Source organism: Tropicimonas isoalkanivorans (genome assembly GCF_900112335.1).
In the GTDB taxonomy this organism is placed as follows: domain Bacteria; phylum Pseudomonadota; class Alphaproteobacteria; order Rhodobacterales; family Rhodobacteraceae; genus Tropicimonas; species Tropicimonas isoalkanivorans.
The window spans coordinates 12,653-28,429 of the sequence record NZ_FOLG01000001.1; the positions used below are offsets into that span (position 1 = coordinate 12,653).

17 protein-coding genes are annotated in these 15,777 nt (G+C 66.8%); 8 read left to right on the forward strand and 9 right to left on the reverse strand.

Going from position 1 to position 15,777, the window contains the following annotated elements; translation table 11 throughout:
* The first annotated feature begins 66 nt into the window (after positions 1–66).
* Entirely contained in the window at positions 67–1,224 is a 1,158-nt protein-coding gene (gene rnd / locus BM075_RS00060) for a ribonuclease D (protein ID WP_093358262.1), read from the forward strand.
* A gap of 31 nt (positions 1,225–1,255) precedes the next feature.
* Here the strand turns inward: rnd and BM075_RS00065 are convergent, their stop codons facing one another.
* Positions 1,256–1,735 (reverse strand): hypothetical protein, encoded by a 480-nt coding sequence (locus BM075_RS00065; RefSeq protein ID WP_093358264.1) that lies wholly within the window; start codon positions 1,733–1,735, stop codon positions 1,256–1,258.
* A 143-nt stretch (positions 1,736–1,878) separates the two neighbouring features.
* Between BM075_RS00065 and BM075_RS00070 the strand changes: the two genes are divergently transcribed.
* Complete coding sequence (locus tag BM075_RS00070; protein WP_093358266.1) at positions 1,879–2,304, forward strand: SufE family protein; 426 nt, start codon at positions 1,879–1,881, stop codon at positions 2,302–2,304.
* Positions 2,305–2,372: 68 nt separating this feature from the next.
* Here the strand turns inward: BM075_RS00070 and BM075_RS24305 are convergent, their stop codons facing one another.
* From BM075_RS24305 to BM075_RS00090, 4 genes are all read right to left on the reverse strand, one after another.
* Positions 2,373–4,238 carry a hypothetical protein gene (locus BM075_RS24305; protein WP_093358267.1) on the reverse strand — a complete coding sequence of 622 codons (1,866 nt, stop codon included), beginning with the start codon at positions 4,236–4,238 and terminating at the stop codon, positions 2,373–2,375.
* A gap of 115 nt (positions 4,239–4,353) precedes the next feature.
* A complete protein-coding gene (locus tag BM075_RS00080; protein ID WP_093358268.1) occupies positions 4,354–5,013 on the reverse strand; it encodes a DUF1638 domain-containing protein in 660 nt (219 codons plus the stop codon).
* A 7-nt stretch (positions 5,014–5,020) separates the two neighbouring features.
* Positions 5,021–5,200 (reverse strand): hypothetical protein, encoded by a 180-nt coding sequence (locus tag BM075_RS00085; protein WP_093358270.1) that lies wholly within the window; start codon positions 5,198–5,200, stop codon positions 5,021–5,023.
* A 73-nt stretch (positions 5,201–5,273) separates the two neighbouring features.
* The gene (locus BM075_RS00090) at positions 5,274–5,978 is read right to left on the reverse strand and encodes a corrinoid protein (RefSeq protein WP_093358272.1); all 705 of its coding nucleotides are present in this window, start codon (positions 5,976–5,978) and stop codon (positions 5,274–5,276) included.
* A gap of 179 nt (positions 5,979–6,157) precedes the next feature.
* Between BM075_RS00090 and BM075_RS00095 the strand changes: the two genes are divergently transcribed.
* Entirely contained in the window at positions 6,158–7,249 is a 1,092-nt protein-coding gene (locus tag BM075_RS00095) for a PA0069 family radical SAM protein (RefSeq protein ID WP_093358273.1), read from the forward strand.
* Here BM075_RS00095 and BM075_RS00100 read toward each other — a convergent pair.
* The 4 genes from BM075_RS00100 to BM075_RS00115 all read right to left on the reverse strand — a co-directional run bounded on the left by BM075_RS00100 (position 7,231) and on the right by BM075_RS00115 (position 10,462).
* Positions 7,231–7,533, reverse strand: a complete 303-nt coding sequence (locus BM075_RS00100; RefSeq protein ID WP_093358275.1) for a hypothetical protein — start codon at positions 7,531–7,533, stop codon at positions 7,231–7,233. The genes BM075_RS00095 and BM075_RS00100 overlap by 19 nt on opposite strands.
* 265 nt (positions 7,534–7,798) lie before the next feature.
* The gene (gene bmt / locus BM075_RS00105; RefSeq protein WP_093358277.1) at positions 7,799–8,812 is read right to left on the reverse strand and encodes a betaine--homocysteine S-methyltransferase; all 1,014 of its coding nucleotides are present in this window, start codon (positions 8,810–8,812) and stop codon (positions 7,799–7,801) included.
* A gap of 140 nt (positions 8,813–8,952) precedes the next feature.
* Positions 8,953–9,282 (reverse strand): DUF1476 domain-containing protein, encoded by a 330-nt coding sequence (locus BM075_RS00110; protein WP_093358278.1) that lies wholly within the window; start codon positions 9,280–9,282, stop codon positions 8,953–8,955.
* 82 nt (positions 9,283–9,364) lie between these two features.
* Positions 9,365–10,462 carry a hypothetical protein gene (locus BM075_RS00115; protein WP_093358280.1) on the reverse strand — a complete coding sequence of 366 codons (1,098 nt, stop codon included), beginning with the start codon at positions 10,460–10,462 and terminating at the stop codon, positions 9,365–9,367.
* A 203-nt stretch (positions 10,463–10,665) separates the two neighbouring features.
* Here BM075_RS00115 and purC point away from each other — a divergent pair, with 203 nt between their 5' ends.
* From purC to BM075_RS00140, 5 genes are all read left to right on the forward strand, one after another.
* Positions 10,666–11,427 (forward strand): phosphoribosylaminoimidazolesuccinocarboxamide synthase, encoded by a 762-nt coding sequence (purC, locus tag BM075_RS00120; RefSeq protein ID WP_093358282.1) that lies wholly within the window; start codon positions 10,666–10,668, stop codon positions 11,425–11,427.
* 68 nt (positions 11,428–11,495) lie between these two features.
* Entirely contained in the window at positions 11,496–11,735 is a 240-nt protein-coding gene (gene purS, locus BM075_RS00125; protein WP_093358284.1) for a phosphoribosylformylglycinamidine synthase subunit PurS, read from the forward strand.
* Positions 11,735–12,403, forward strand: a complete 669-nt coding sequence (purQ, locus tag BM075_RS00130; RefSeq protein ID WP_093358285.1) for a phosphoribosylformylglycinamidine synthase subunit PurQ — start codon at positions 11,735–11,737, stop codon at positions 12,401–12,403. Before purS ends, purQ begins: the two co-directional genes overlap by 1 nt.
* Before the next feature lie 131 nt (positions 12,404–12,534).
* Positions 12,535–14,301, forward strand: a complete 1,767-nt coding sequence (locus BM075_RS00135; protein ID WP_093358286.1) for a sensor histidine kinase — start codon at positions 12,535–12,537, stop codon at positions 14,299–14,301.
* 41 nt (positions 14,302–14,342) lie between these two features.
* Positions 14,343–15,674 (forward strand): sigma-54-dependent transcriptional regulator, encoded by a 1,332-nt coding sequence (locus tag BM075_RS00140; RefSeq protein WP_093358288.1) that lies wholly within the window; start codon positions 14,343–14,345, stop codon positions 15,672–15,674.
* The last annotated feature ends 103 nt before the right edge of the window (positions 15,675–15,777 follow it).

The window sequence follows — 15,777 nt, forward strand, 5'->3', positions numbered from 1 at the left end:
GTATGACGGAAACACCGGGAATATAACCCGATTTTTGGCAGAAGCAGTACGATAAGAGTCCCTTGCATGCGAACAATTACCACGACCGAAGAACTCGCCGCCTTTTGCGAGGCGGCGCGGAGTGGCGCATACGTTACGATTGACACCGAATTCCTGAGAGAACGCACCTACTATTCAAAGCTTTGTCTTGTGCAGATGGCCCTGCCGGACGACGGCGATGCCGTGCTGGTCGATCCCATCGTGGGAGGGGACAAGCTGTCGATGGAGCCGCTTTACGCGCTGTTCCGTGACACCTCCGTGGTGAAAGTATTTCACGCCGCGCGGCAGGATCTGGAGATCTTCTTTCACGAGGGCGGAGTCTTTCCCCAGCCGTTGTTCGACACGCAGGTGGCTGCGATGGTCTGCGGCTTCGGCGAGCAGGTGGGCTACGAGACCCTGGTGCGGAAGATCGCGCGGGCGAGCGTGGACAAGACATCGCGCTTCACCGACTGGTCCCGCAGGCCGCTGTCGGAGGCGCAGCAGGCTTACGCGCTGGCAGATGTGACGCACCTTCGGGTGATCTACGAGCACCTCGCGCTGGATCTCGAACGCTCCGGACGGAAGCATTGGCTGGAGGAAGAGCTGTCGGTTCTGACCGAACCGGGGACGTATGTGATCGAGCCGAGGGAAGCGTGGCGGCGGGTCAAGACGCGCACGCATTCGGGCCGGTTTCTGGCCATTGTGCGGGAGCTGGCGGAGTTTCGCGAGACCTACGCGCAGAGCCACAACATTCCCCGCAACCGGGTGTTCAAGGACGATGCGCTGCTCGAACTGGCCTCGACCAAGCCGCGCACGCCGAGTGATCTGAGCAAGTCGCGAATGCTGCTGCGGGACGCCCGCAAGGGGGCGATCGCGGAGGGAATCCTGGCCGCCATCGCCGCCGGCATCGATACGCCGCCGGAGGATCAGCCCGAAGCCGACAACAGGCGCAACGGGCTGCAGGTGAACCCGGCGCTGGCCGATCTGTTGCGTGTGCTGCTGAAGGCGAAGTCGGAGGAATCCGGGGTCGCCCAGAAGCTGATCGCGACGTCGTCGGACCTCGACGATATTGCCGCGGGCCAGCGGGACGGCGCAGCGCTCAAGGGCTGGCGGCGGGAGGTGTTCGGCGCGGACGCTCTGCGGCTCTGCGCGGGCGAGATCGCGCTGGCGGCGCGTGGCGCCGCGGTGGTGGTTCTGGACGTCTGACGCGCCGGGGGCGGTGCCCCCGGGAGGCCCCTCAGCGGCTGGAGGCGACGCTGTTGTTGGCGGCGACGACCGTGATCCGCCGGACGTTGTAGAGCGTCTGGTCAGTCAGGTAGGTGCCGGCCACGACCTCCCGCGATTGCTGGTTGACCACGGGATTCGGCACAGGCGGCGGGATGATCTTGAATTCCAGCCTGATTTCGCCGTCCTTGGCTGCGACCTCTCCGGTGACCGTCTGATAGGTCGAGACGAGGTCGGCTTTCCAATATCCTTGAGTCGGAGGCAGGCCGACCGCGGTGACGATGGCGCCGCCGGGAACCCGCTCCACATCCATAGACAGAACCTGCGAGACCAGCGGACGCCGTTCCGTCTTGTCCTCGTAGCCATCATCTGGCGCCAAGGTTGTGCGTGATGCGTTTCCGCCGCCCCAGCTCCAGTTTACCGGGTTGTAGCGGGACTGGCACCCGGTGAGGACCAAGGCGGCCGCGAGGCCCGCAACAATCTGCACTTTCATATCGGGTCCCCGTCCGTCCCTTGCCGTCGGCCTCCGGCTTAGCGAAAAGCGTGTCAGTTGAAAAGGCTGCGCAGGCGTTCCGTCCACTGGACCCGCGCCGCGTGGGGCCATAGATACACCGGAGAGCAGCGAGCGGAGCGATCATGGCCCAGGACGCCTTTGAAGACATCGTCGAAACCTTCGAATTCCTGGACGACTGGGAGGACCGCTATCGCCACGTGATCGACATGGGCAAGGCGATGGACCCGCTGGCGGAGAACCTGCGGGTGCCGGCCACCAAGGTGGAGGGCTGTGCCAGCCAGGTCTGGCTGGTGCCGGAGATCGACGGGCAGGGGCCGGGGGCGGTGTTCCGGTTCAAGGGCGACAGCGACGCGATGATCGTCCGGGGGCTGATCGCGATCCTGAAGGCGCTCTATTCCGGGTTGCCGGTGTCGGACGTGCTGTCGGTGGAGGCGCAGGCGGAGCTGGCCCGGCTTGGGCTGGACGAACACTTGTCCTCCCAGCGCTCCAACGGGCTGAAGGCCATGGTGCAGCGAATCCGTTTGCTTGCGGAGAAGGCAGCGGCCTGAGACCCGGCCTCCCCGGGCATCGGTTTTGGCCGCCGCGGTGGGCGGCGGCCGGTGTATGCGGGGCGGGACTAGACGGTGTCGAAGTAGTCGCTTCCGACGACGCTTAGCGCCAGATCCTCCAGCGTCACGTCAAGCACGCGCACCGATCCGCCGAGTGTGGTGGAGAGCAGCACGTCGTCCCCGTCCTGCGCAGCGTTGGCGATGTCGTTCTGCTTGAACCGAAGAACGTCCACCCCCGATTCCAGCGCATAGATGACGTCGTCGCCAGTTCCGGCGCCGGCGTTGATGACGAAGCGGTCCTTCACGCTGTCGCCCGTGGCGCCGCTGACGTCCCAGCCGCCGGCCAGGAGGCGGGCAACGGTGGCGTCGCCGCCGACCATCACGTCGTCGTCCGCCCCACCCACGAGGCGATCCTTGCCGGCGCCGCCCACAAGCGCATCGTTTCCGCCACCGCCGAGCAGATTGTCGGCATCCGCGCCGCCCGCGAGCAGGTCGTCGCCGAGGCCACCGGACAGACGGTCGTCGCCCGGCCCGCCGACGATCGTGTCGTCGCCCTCGCCGCCGCGCACGTTGTCATCGCCCGAGCCGGCGTCGATCCAGTCGTCCCCGAGGCTGCCGATGACCGTGTCGTTGCCTGCGAGCGCATAGATCGTGTCGGATTGCCCGGTCCCAACGAGCCGGTCGTCGCCGATGGTGCCGACGATGCCGGGCAGGGCCTGCAGCAGGTGCGGCCCCATCGTGGGATCGCCGTGCATGGTCATGCCGTTGAACCAGTCGAGCGCCCAGTCCTCCGCCGGGGCGTCCGTCGCGGCGGCGTACATGTCGAACCAGGCGAGGAAGGCCTGCCCGAGCGTCGCGCCGCTCACCTGCGGCTGGTAGAAATCGGCGAAGTTGAGCATGGAGCCCGTTTTCGTGCTGCCAATGGTGTTCAGCACGCCGTCGCTCAGCATCGTGTAGGTGGCAGCGAGGTTCGATGCGGCGGTGTAATTGGCCGAGCTGCAGTTGAACAGGTTGATGAAGGCCGGTTGCGGGTTGAACGCGACCAGCTCGGCGGCTGAGACGCCGCCCCCGCCAATGCCGGAAATCGAAAGACCAGAAGACCATGCGTGGATCTGTTGAACCAGTGTCTCAACATTTTCCTGGATCAAACTGGTATAGACCGCCTCCGTCGTCAGGGCCGTGTCGCGAATGTCGGTGACGTCGTCATACAGGCCGGAGAGCGAAAGGACGTCGTTCACGAAGCCCGACCAGTCGTCGTCCGCAAACCAGATGGCGCGGTCCTCATAGCCGAGCGCGCCGGTCCGTGCGGCGTGCAGCTTGTCGAAGTAGGCGTTGATCAGGTCCGCTTCGCTCTTGTCGGTCAGCGAGCCGAGTTGGCTGGCGGTGATCCGGGAAAGGTAGATCTCCGGCCCCACGTCACCGGTCCCGTCGAGATGGGCGTCCGCGCCGGTGGAGAAGAAGTTGTACTCACCGTCGAGGTCCATGAGGTAGAGGTCGTGTGGGTACTCGACCAGAACCTCCCTGTTGTCCCAGCTATCGTAGGACGCGAAGGTCCGGAACGGCAGGTCCCCCACGAGCAGCGCGCCTTCGAGCCCGGTGGTCATCCAATGGTATTGCAGGTCATAGCGGAGATTGTCGGCGTCGCCGGCGTATTCGACGATCCGGACGCTATAGCCTTCGGCTTCGAGGTCGTCGGCATACTGGCCGAGGGAGACGCTGATGTCGGCGAGCAATCCCTGTTCGACATAGATGTTGAAGACGCCCGAGCCTGCGTAGGTGCCCGCCGGGGCCGCAAGGGACTCGGCGTCAACCGACGGGCCGCCGATGATGCCGCGTTCGACCAGGTTTTTCAGGCTGTTGGGGCCGTCACCGTTGATGGCGGCAAGCGAGTCCGCGATGAGATCTTGTACGCGTTCGGTGGAATCCGTTGCCATTGTCCTCCTCCTCCTCTGCAGAGGCACCGCCGCGTTTGGGCGGCGCAGGCATTGCGGGGACAATTATACCGGAACGCGGGAACTTCGCCTTGACGGTGGACAATGGGGGCCGGGATCAGGCCCCGGGAGCTGCGCCCTGCGCGAGCGCGTGCGCGAGGTCACCGTAACCGGTGAAGCGGCGTTCGTGGGCGAGGCCGAGCCGGGCGGCGCAGTCCCGTGCCTTGGCATCGAGAACGGGATCGTCCACCTGAGCCTGATGCACGAGCGTGGTGTAGTGGGCGAAGTAGGTGTGGCGCAGGTCCGGGTGGCGGTCCAGCCCAAGAGGTCGCCAGACGAAGGCGTCGAACTGGCGGACGAGGAAATCGGTCAGGTAGAAGGCCGTGACCTCCGCCCGGTCCGCGAAGGCGGCGTTGCCCTCGTAGAAGCTGTAGCAGTGGGGGCCGGCGATCATCTCCACGCCGAGCCGGTCGCAGGTGGCCTGCAACTGCCCGCCGGTGCCGCAGTCGGCATAGGCGACGAAGATGCGGTCGAAGGCGTCCCGGTGCTTGAGGATGGCGGCCTCCACCGCCGGGGTGATCCGTTCGGGGTGAGTGTGCAGGATCGCCGGCAGGCAGGTGAGCGCGATGTGGTCCCAGCCGTTGGCGGCCTTGAGGGCCAGGATCTCCCGGGCGAGGGCGCCGCAGCCGATCACCAGGACCCGCTCCGCCGCGATGTCGGGGGCGAGGCCGTGCTCTGTGAGCGCGCTGTCGCTGGGGAGCGGAGGGGCGGAGGGCATGTGGCCCTCAGCGGTCGCGGCGGGCAAGGCCACGCCAGGCCAGCGCCAGCAGCATCGCGCCGGTGACGAAGAGCCGCCAGGCATTCGCGTGATCGGCGCCGGGCAGAACCTCGGTGGCGATGGCGACGGTCAAGGCGGCGAGGCCGAGGACGCCGGCGAGCAGGGCGACGAAGACTTTCCAGGGCATGGTGCCTCCTTTTTCCCGATCACACATAGGGATCGGAACCGGGCATGTCAGCCCATCGCCGCCTGCCTTTCGGTCAGCCCGCCGCGATGGCGTTGTGTTTGCGCGCGATGAACTTCTTCGCCGTTTCCACCGCAACGGCCGCGTCGCGGCAGTAGGCGTCCGCGCCGATGGCCCGGCCGAATTCCTCGTTCAGTGGCGCGCCGCCCACCAGCACGATGTAGTCGTCGCGGATGCCCTGGGCGACCATCGCGTCGATCACCACCTTCATGTAGGGCATGGTCGTGGTCAGCAGCGCCGACATGCCGACGATGTCCGCTTCCTCCTGCTGGGCGGCTTCGATGTATTTCTCGACGGGGTTGTTGATCCCGAGGTCCACAACCTCGAAGCCCGCGCCCTCCATCATCATGCTGACGAGGTTCTTGCCGATGTCGTGGATGTCGCCCTTTACGGTGCCGATCACCATCTTGCCCATGCGGGGCGCGCCGGTTTCGGCCAGAAGCGGCTTCAGGATCGACATGCCCGCCTTCATCGCGTTGGCGGCGAGCAGAACCTCCGGGACGAAGAGGATGCCGTCGCGGAAGTCGTTGCCGACGATGGTCATGCCGGCGACCAGCGCTTCGGTCAGCACCTTGTAGGGCGCCCAGCCGCGCTCCAGCAGGATGTTCACACCTTCCTCGATCTCGTCCCTGAGGCCGTCATAGAGGTCGTCGTGCATCTGGAGCACGAGTTCCTCCGTCTCCAGTTCGGACAGGATGATGTCGTCTTCCTCGTCGGCCATGTACGCACTCCGGGCAGGCAGGCGGCGGATTGGCCGCCGTCGGTTAGGTCCACCTTCGATGGTAGCGGAAATTCCGACGCGACAAATAGCGACATGCGCGGAGGCGTGAACGACGTTGGTCCACGGCGGCTGGATGATGAACCTTGCGTCATGTTCTCTTTATGTTCTAAATTCCCCGGATGACTGACAGCGACCCCGCCAACCTTCCGCACGCTCGCCTGAGGGCGCGGGCGGCGCGTTCGAACCGTCCCGGGCGCTACGAGGGCTACGCGCGCGAATCGGTGGATGACGGGTGGGCGGGTGATGAAGAGCCGCCGCCGCCGCTCCGGACGGAGGTGCGGGAGGAGCGGCCGCGCTCGGTGCTGACGCGCAACCGGTCCCCGGACGTAGGGTTCGACCGATCGGTGAACCCGTACCGGGGGTGCGAACATGGGTGCATCTATTGCTTCGCCCGCCCGACCCACGCCTATCTGGGCCTGTCGCCGGGGCTGGACTTCGAGACGAAGCTGATTGCGAAGCCGGATGCGCCTGAGATCCTCCGCCGCGAGATTTCCAAGCCCAGCTACCGGCCTGAACCGGTCGCCTTTGGCACCAACACGGACCCGTATATGCCGATCGAGCGGGAGCGGCGGATCACCCGAGGGTGCCTGGAGGTGCTGCAAGAGTTCCGCCATCCGCTGACCGTGGTGACAAAGGGCACGCTGGTGGAGCGCGACGCGGATATCCTGGGGGAGATGGGGCAGGCGGGGCTGGCGCAGGCGGCCGTGTCGGTGACCACGCTGGATGCCGGGCTGGCGCGCGCAATGGAGCCGCGCGTCCCGTCCCCGGCGCGCAGGCTGCGGGCCATCGAACGGCTGGCGCGTGCGGGATGTCCGGTGCGGGTGTCCGTCTCGCCCATCGTGCCGGGGCTGACGGACCACGAGATCGAGGCGATTCTGCAGGCGGCGCGCGATGCGGGGGCGGCGTATGCGACGATGATCGTGCTGCGGTTGCCGCTGGAGGTGGCGGACCTGTTCCAGGAGTGGCTGGCCCACGCCCGCCCGGATCGGGCGGCCCGCGTCATGGCGCGGGTGCGGGAGGTGCAGGGCGGCGCCGATTATGACGCAACCTGGGGTACGCGGATGACCGGGCAGGGAACCTATGCGGAGCTGTTGCAGCAGCGGTTCACCCTCGCGCTCAAGCGCACCGGCCTGTCGCGGGAGGCGCCGAAGCTCAGGACGGACCTGTTCAGGGTGCCGCCAAAGGCCGGCGATCAGCTCGCGCTGTTCTGATACTGGGGCCCGGCCGCATGACCCGCCAAGCCCGCGCCGTGGGATAACAGGACAAGCGGGAATATCCCGTCGCGTATCGGTGCGCGCAGTCTGGCCGGCGTCCCTTCGAAGAAAATGGTCTCGCCCAGGGTAACGGTGTCGTCGCCCGTTGAGGCCGGGTACCAGATCGTCACCTCCAGATCGGTGTTCCGTTCTTCGGAGGCGACCGAAATGACCCTAACCCCCGCAGTGTCGCTCGCAGCGAGTGTTTGAGCGCAGGACGCGATGAGACTCACGGCGGCCACGCTGGCCAATCTCGTCAGTTAGGAGGCACCGGTTCATTGAACGTACACACGGGTGGGACACGCAACCATTGTCGCCGAGACCGCACATCGGCGTCTCGCACTGCAGGATTCTGAGCGCCTCGCCTCCAGGGTCCGGTTTGGGGATGATGACGGGCGGTCGATACTGTCTGGCGCGGAGGTTGTCGGCGGTTGGCCAAGAGCAGCCCCTGCTGGGGCGACCCGTTGCGCGTGCCGCCCGGAGTGGACCAGCAGCCTCGGCGCCGGATCAACCGCGCCGGCGCCTGCGGGGGCGTTGCGTGCTCGGATCTGCCGGGCCGGTGCCGTCGCTGGACGAGGAGAAGCCGCCGAGCGTTCCCGTGATCTGTTCCAGCGTCGGGCGCGGCCCCCGTGGCGTGGTTTCCAGCGCGGCGCGCATGGCGCGGAGGTGGTCGGCAGTGGTGCCGCAGCAGCCGCCGATGATCGTGGCGCCCGCATCGCGCGCGAGTACGGCATAGTGCGCCATAAGCTCCGGCGTGCCGTCGTAGTGGATGTGGCCGTCGACGTATTTCGGGATGCCTGCGTTGCCCTTCGCCACCACCGGAATCTCCGGCCCCATGGCGGAGAAGCCGAGTACGGTGCGCAGCAAGTCGGACGCGCCCACGCCGCAGTTGGCGCCGAAGGCGAGCGGCGCGTGGTCCAGCTTGCCCACGAGCGTCACCATGTCGGCGGAGGTCACGCCCATCATGGTACGTCCCGCTGTATCGAAGCTCATCGTGCCGACCCATGGCATCCCGGCAAGCGCGGCTGCCTCGGCGGCGGCGCGATATTCCTCGGGGGCGGAGATGGTTTCGACCCAGAGTACGTCCGCGCCTCCCGCCTTCAGGCCCTCGGCCTGTTCGTGGAACATCTCCACGGCGGTCTCGTGGGTCAGCGGACCCATCGGCGCCATGATCTCTCCCGTCGGCCCCATGGAGCCGGCGACGACCACGGGCCGGCCGGCAGCGTCGGCCACCTCGCGGCCAAGCTCGGCGGCGCGCTGGTTGAGGTCTCCCACGCGGCCCTGGGCCTCGTGCAGCTTGAGCCGGGCGGCGGTGCCGCCGAAGGAGTTTGTGAGGAAGATGTCGCTGCCCGCGTCCACCGCGCCGCGATAGAGGGCACGGATACGGTCCGGGTGGTCGGCGTTCCAAAGCTCCGGTGCGTCGCCGGATTGCAACCCCATGTTGAAGAGGGTGGTGCCGGTGGCGCCGTCGGCCATCAGCCAGTCGCGGTCGGCAAGCAGGCGGGAAAGAGCGTCGGTCATTGCAAAAGGTCCGTTCCGAATCCTGGCGCGCTCATGTCATGATCGGCGCCACGAGGCAAACGGATTGCCTGCCGCGGTGCAGCGCAATCGGGCGGCGGGCAGGGGTCCCGCTCGCCGCCAAAGCCGTCTCGCCGGTTCGGTCAGAGCATCGTGCGGATTTTTCCCTCGCGGGCGCGGGTGCGCGCTTCCGCCAGGAACTCGTCCATCCGTTCGCGGATACGTTCCTCGGGGCGCAGGTCGCCCAGGTCGGCTTTCAGCTTTGCCAAGACAGCCGGCTCGCCGCCGTCCTCGAGGTCCACGCGGATGATGTCCTTGGCATAGCGCACGGCCTCCTCGGCGCTCATTCCCAGGATTGCCGCGGCCCAGAAGCCGATCTGCTTGTTGCGGGAGGACTGGGCCATGAACTCCAGTTCCGCCTCGTGCACGAATTTCGCCTCGTAGGCGGCTTCGCGATCGTCAAACGTGGTCATCCTTCCGGTCTCCCCTCCGCAATACCGTTTCGATTCCAAATGTATGGGAGCGCTCGGGCCTTGCCTAGTGCGACCCGCGGCCCTAACCCTCCCGACCGAACAATTCCGCCAGCCGGGCCGCGGCGGCGTGCTTCTGCGCTGGTGTGCGGCGGCCCCGGTCGATCATCTGGCGGGCGTCCGCGAGGGCGCTGTCGATATCGCCGGAGACGAGGCGCGCCGTGAGGCTGTCGAGCCAGGCGACCTGGATCTCCGGGGGCAGGGCCGATTCCGCGGCCTCCACCAGGATACGGGTCACTTCGTCCTCCCATGAGCGCTCGGGGTCGTCGGGCTCTGCGGAGGCGCTGACCGGTTCGGCCGGGACTGGCTCCGGGGCTGCCTGCGGGGCGGGCGCTGGCGGGGTGACGGGCTCGGGTTTCGGTGTCCGGGCCTCGATCACGGAGCGGGCGGAGGACAGCGGGGCTCCGCCGGGCGCGTCCGACAATTCCAGGACGGTGAGCGTGTCCGGCATCTCCATGAAGAGGCTTTCCGGGTCGACGCCGAGCGATTCCAGAATCACCGACTGGCGCGCCGGGGTCATGATTTCCGAGGCGGTCACGCCGGGGGGCGGGAGGCTGTCCGTCTCGACCGGGTGGGGCATGCCGGAGTCGATGCCGTGCCAGTCCGCCTCCGGCGCGGTTCCGCTGGGGCTGAAGGAGATGGCGCGCCGGGTCATCCGGCCATCCTGGTAGATGTGAAAGGCAAAGTGGGCGCCGGGGTGCCGCCCGCCGGAGTAGCGGAAGTAGAACATCTCGTCGCCCCGCAACTGCGCGCTGAGAGCCTCGCAGAAATGGGACGTCTCGTCGTCGCCCTCGCGAAACTCGATCAGCGTCAGGCCGGCGACGCCGATCGGCGAAGACAGGCGCACCGGGCTGACGGGGCCGCTGAAGCCCATGTCCGTCGCGACGGGACGGGTGAGCGGGCCGGCGCCGAGCGTGCCCGGCGGCTGAATGGACAGCGTCGACCGGGTGGTGCCGGGTGCGGCCCCGCCGCCGGAAAAGCGCCGCAGGAGTCGGGAGAGGACGCCGCCGCCCTCCGGGTTGGCGCGGGAGGGGGCGGCCTGCGCTCGGGCCAGTGCCTCCGCTATCTCGGCCGGAGATCGCACCGAAAGCGCGAAGTCGATGAGCGCGAAATCCTCGGTCATGTCGAAATGCCTCCTCGCTGCACGTCCAACGCCCCCGGGACGCCGCAGCGCGGCTACAGTCTGTCAGGGGCCTCGGGCTGTCAACTCGGTGGCGGCACAGGTGTTCACATTCCGGCCAATGCTTGCGACGCCGCGTGGCTTGGCTTATAGGGCAGCACTAAACCGGCTCCTGGACGTACCAGAGGGGCCGAGGAAAGGATTCCATGGCACGTCGCAAGAAAATTTACGAAGGCAAGGCCAAGATTCTCTACGAAGGACCCGAACCGGGCACGCTCGTGCAGTACTTCAAGGACGACGCCACCGCCTTCAACGCCGAAAAGAAGGACGTGATCGAGGGCAAGGGGGTGCTGAACAACCGCCTGTCCGAGTTCTTCATGACGGGGCTGAACAACCTCGGGGTGCCGACGCACTTCATCAAGCGCCTCAACATGCGCGAGCAACTCATTCGCGCCGTTGAGATTATTCCGCTCGAAGTGGTGGTTCGAAACATCGCCGCCGGGTCGATCTCCAAGCGCCTGGGGATCGAGGAGGGCACGCCGTTGCCCCGGCCCATCGTCGAGTTCTACTACAAGGACGACGCCCTGGGCGACCCGATGGTCACCGAGGAACACATCATCGCCTTCGGCTGGGCCTCCCAGCAGGACCTCGATGACATCGTGGCGCTGGCGCTGCGGGTCAACGATTTCGTGTCCGGCATCATGATGGGCGTTGGAATCAAGCTGGTGGACTTCAAGATCGAGATCGGCCGGATCTGGGAAGGCGATTACATGCGGCTGGTTGTGGCCGACGAGATCAGCCCGGATTCCTGCCGCCTGTGGGACGCCCACACCGGGCAGAAGCTCGACAAGGACGTGTTCCGCCGCGACCTGGGCAACTTGGCCGACGCCTATACCGAGGTGGCCCGCCGGCTGGGCGTGTTGCCGCAGAACGGAGTACCGCGGGGCAAGCCCACGCTCATCAATTGAAAGCCCGTCCTCCTTTCGGGAGGCGCAGGCTTGAGCCTAAACGACACGCGACACAAGGACGAGCAGACATGAAGGCGACCGTGACCGTCATGCTGAAGACCGGGGTTCTGGACCCCCAGGGCGAGGCAGTGAAATCCGCGCTCGGAGCGCTTGGTTTCGCCGGTGTGGACGCCGTGCGCCAGGGCAAAGTGATCGAGCTGGACCTCGAGGAGACGGACGCCGCCGCCGCCGAGGCCGCGGTGACGGAGATGTGCGACAAGCTGCTCGCCAACACGGTCATCGAAAGCTACCGGATCGAGATCGCCTGATGCGCGCCGCCGTCGTTACCTTCCCCGGTTCGAACTGCGACCGCGACCTTGCCGTGGCTTTCGAGGCGGCGGGCTTCGAGGTTGCGCGCGTCTGGCACAAGGACACCACGCTGCCCGACGGGCTCGACGTGATCGGCCTGCCCGGGGGCTTTTCCTTTGGCGACTACCTGCGGTGCGGGGCGATCGCCGCCAACGCGCCGATCTGCCGTGAGGTTAAGGCCTTCGCCGAGCGCGGGGGGCATGTGCTGGGCATCTGCAACGGCTTCCAGATCCTGCTGGAGACCGGCCTGCTGCCGGGGGCGCTGATGCGCAATGCGAGCCTGCATTTCGTGTGCAAGCCGGTGCCCCTGCGGGTGGAGACGGCCAGTTCGCCGTTTACCGCAGGCTACGGCGCCGGCACGGAGATCACCATTCCGGTTGCCCACCACGACGGCAACTACCAGGCGGATTCCGAGACGCTCGCGCGGCTGGCGGGCGAAGGGCAGGTGGCGTTCCGTTACCTCGACAATCCCAATGGCTCCGCGGGGGACATCGCCGGGGTGCTGTCCGAGAACCGCCGGGTGCTTGGCATGATGCCCCACCCGGAGCGCGCCATCGACCCGCTGCACGGCGGTATCGACGGCCGGCCGCTGTTCACCGGGCTGACCGAGGCGTTGGTCTCGGCCTGACGACTGCCGCGGCCCGAGCAGGCGCATGAGCGCAGCTCGGGGGCCGGCTGTCACGCGGCCCCGCGGATATCCGCGCATGTGCCCCAAAGGTGGCGCTTGGGTTCCAAGGCATATTCGCTTAAGATTCAGGCATGTCCGACACTGCTCTCACCCCGGTGACCCCGCCCGATCCGCCGCGATGGCGGCTGCGGGTCGTGGCGCTGGTGATTGTGGTGCTGGCGGCGGTGACGCTTTATGTGACCAACCTGTGGCTGACGGACCGATTCACGGAAACGACGCGGAACCGTGCGGAGCTGCGCCTTGCGCTTTATTCCGGGAACGTTATCAGCGAGTTGCAGCGCAATTCTGTTGTACCGCTTTTACTTGCGCAGGACCCGGCGCTGATTGGTGCGCTCAATTCGGGCGACTTCTCCCAGAGTTCGCAGCGGCTGATTTCTTTCCGCGACGAGATCGGCGCGGCCTCTCTGCTCATGCTGGACCGGGACGGGCGGGCCGTCGCCGCGACGGACCGCAACCTGATCGGCAGCCAGCACCGGCAACAGCCCTTTTTCGTCGACGCGCTGCGTGCCAACGACACGGTCTTTTCCGTCGTGGAGACGGAAAGCGGGGCCAAGGTCTTCACGTATTCGCGAAAGATCACGTCGGATCGCGAGGTGATCGGGGTGATCGTGGTCGAGGTGGACCTGCAGAAATTCCAGAGCAGCTGGGCCGGCATTGCCGACGCGGTGCTTGTGACCGACAGCGAGGGCACGATCATCCTGGCAACAGAGCCACGGTGGCGGGGCAAGACGATCAGCGGCGCCTTGGAACAGACCTCGCCGCCCTCCGCCATCGCGCGCGCGCTCCATGCCACGACGGACTGGTCGCTGACGATGCCGGACGCCTACATCCTCGGCGAGGCGGTCATGCGCTCCGAGGGGCGGATCCCGTTCCAGGGGTGGCGGATCAGCAGTTTCACCACCTACAGTTCGGTGCGGGAGCGGGTGAACGGGGTTCTGGCGCTGGAGATCATGGGCTTCGCGCTGTTGCTGGCGGCGGCGTTCTATTTCATGAGCCGCAAGGCGGTGACACGGTCGCGGCTGTTCCAGCGGGAATCGGCGGACCTTCGGCGCCTGAACCAGCGGCTGCAGCGGGAGATCGAGGAACGGGAGCGGGCCGAGAAGAACCTGGAGGTGGCCGAGCAGACGCTGGCGCAAAGCTCCAAGCTTGCCGCTCTGGGTGAGATGTCGGCGGCGGTGAGCCACGAGTTGAACCAGCCGTTGGCCGCGATGAAGACGTACCTGGCCGGCGCGCGACTGCTGTTGCAGCGCAAGCGGCCGGAGGAGGCGTTGAGCTCGTTTCAGCGGATCGACGACCTGATCGGCCGCATGGGCGCGATCACGCGGCAGCTCAAGTCCTATGCCCGGAAGGGCGAGGAGGCGTTCGAGCCGGTCGATGTGCGGGAGGCCGTCTCCTCCGCGCTGGCGATGATGGAGCCGCAGCTCAAGAGCCGGCACGTCGCCATCGTGCGGACGCTGCCCTCCGAGCCCGTGATCGTCCGGGTCGACCGGCTCAGGCTGGAGCAGGTGCTCATCAACCTGTTCCGCAATGCGCTTGACGCCACGAAACAGACGCCGGACCCGACGATCGAACTGTCGCTCTGGGCCGGGGAGACGGCGACGCTGAGCGTGCGCGACAACGGGCACGGGATCGAAGACCTCGAGTCGCTGTTCGAGCCGTTCTACACGACCAAACAAGCTGGTGATGGCGTCGGTCTTGGCCTTGCCATTTCGTCGGGGATCGTTAACGACTTCGGCGGCCGTCTGACAGCACGCAACTCGCCGGACGGCGGAGCGGTGTTCGAAGTGCGGCTGCCGATTGCGCCGCGCGACGTGGGCACTGTAAAGGCCGCCGAGTAGATTTTGAGTACGACTTGGATCGCCCAAGGAGGGGTGTGACGATGGCAAAGGCAATGAAAATCGCGATCGTCGACGACGAACAGGACATGCGCCAGTCGATCAGCCAGTGGCTCGCGCTGAGCGGGTTCGACACGGAGAGCTTCGCGACGGCGGAAGAGGCCCTGAAGCGGATCGGCGCGGATTATCCCGGCGTCGTGGTGTCCGACGTGCGGATGCCGGGAATGGACGGGATGGCCTTTCTGAAGCGGCTGATGAGCCAGGACAGCGCGCTGCCTGTCATCATCATCACCGGCCACGGCGACGTTCCGATGGCGGTGGAGGCGATGCGCATGGGGGCGTTCGACTTCCTCGAGAAGCCGTTCAACCCGGAGCGGATGACCGAGCTTGCCAAGCGGGCCACGCAAAAGCGGAGGCTGGCGCTGGACGCACGCGCGCTCAGGCGGGACCTGTCCGGCGGCACGCAGATCATGGACAAGCTGATCGGCGCGAGCCCGGCGATGGACCGCCTGCGGGAGGATATCCTGGACCTGGGCCAGGCCGATGGTCACGTGCTGATCGACGGCGAAACGGGCACCGGCAAGACGCTGGCGGCGCACGCGCTGCACGCGGTGGGCTCTCGGGCCTCCAAGCCGTTCGTGCTCGTGCAGTGCGGCGCGTATCCGGACGAGGAACTGGGCGCGGTGCTGTTCGAGGGCGACCCCGACGCCGGCATCCTGCCGCTTGTCGAGCAGGCGCGTGGCGGCACGCTGTGCCTTGAGGATGTCGAGGCGTTGAGCCCGGCGGTGCAGGCACGGCTGCTGAATTTCATCAACGATCAGGGTGCGCCCGCGGAAACCCGCATTGTCGCGGTCTCCAACCTGCAGGAGCAGGGCAAGACCAGCGAGGACATGCTGCGCCCGGATCTGTTCTACCGGCTGGCCGCGATGCGCATCACCCTGCCGCCGCTGCGCCAGAGGGGTGAGGACATCCTGCAGCTTTTTACCCGATTCACGGAGCAGTTTGCCGACGAGTACGGCTGCGATGCCCCGCAGGTGGGCGCGCAGGAGGCTGCGCAGCTTTTGCAGGCGCCCTGGCCGGGCAACGTGCGGCAGCTCATCAACGTGGCGGAGCGCGCCGTCCTGCAGTCTCGGCGCGGCTCGGGCACCATCGCCTCTCTGCTGATGGCGGAGAGCGAGGCGGTGGAGCCGGTGATGACCACCGAGGGCAAGCCGCTGAAGGAATACGTTGAAGCCTTTGAGCGAATGCTGATCGACAACACGATGCGGCGCCACAAGGGGTCCATCGTCGCGGTGATGGACGAGCTTTGCCTGCCGCGCCGGACGCTGAACGAGAAGATGGCGAAGTACGGGCTGCAACGGTCCGATTACCTGTAAGGTGCCGCGGCACGGTCCGTGCCGAAAGGGATCGCGCCGGGCGCCTGGATCGGGTGCCCGGCACTTTGAGATTGTATTCTGACCAAAACTGCCGATATTGTCG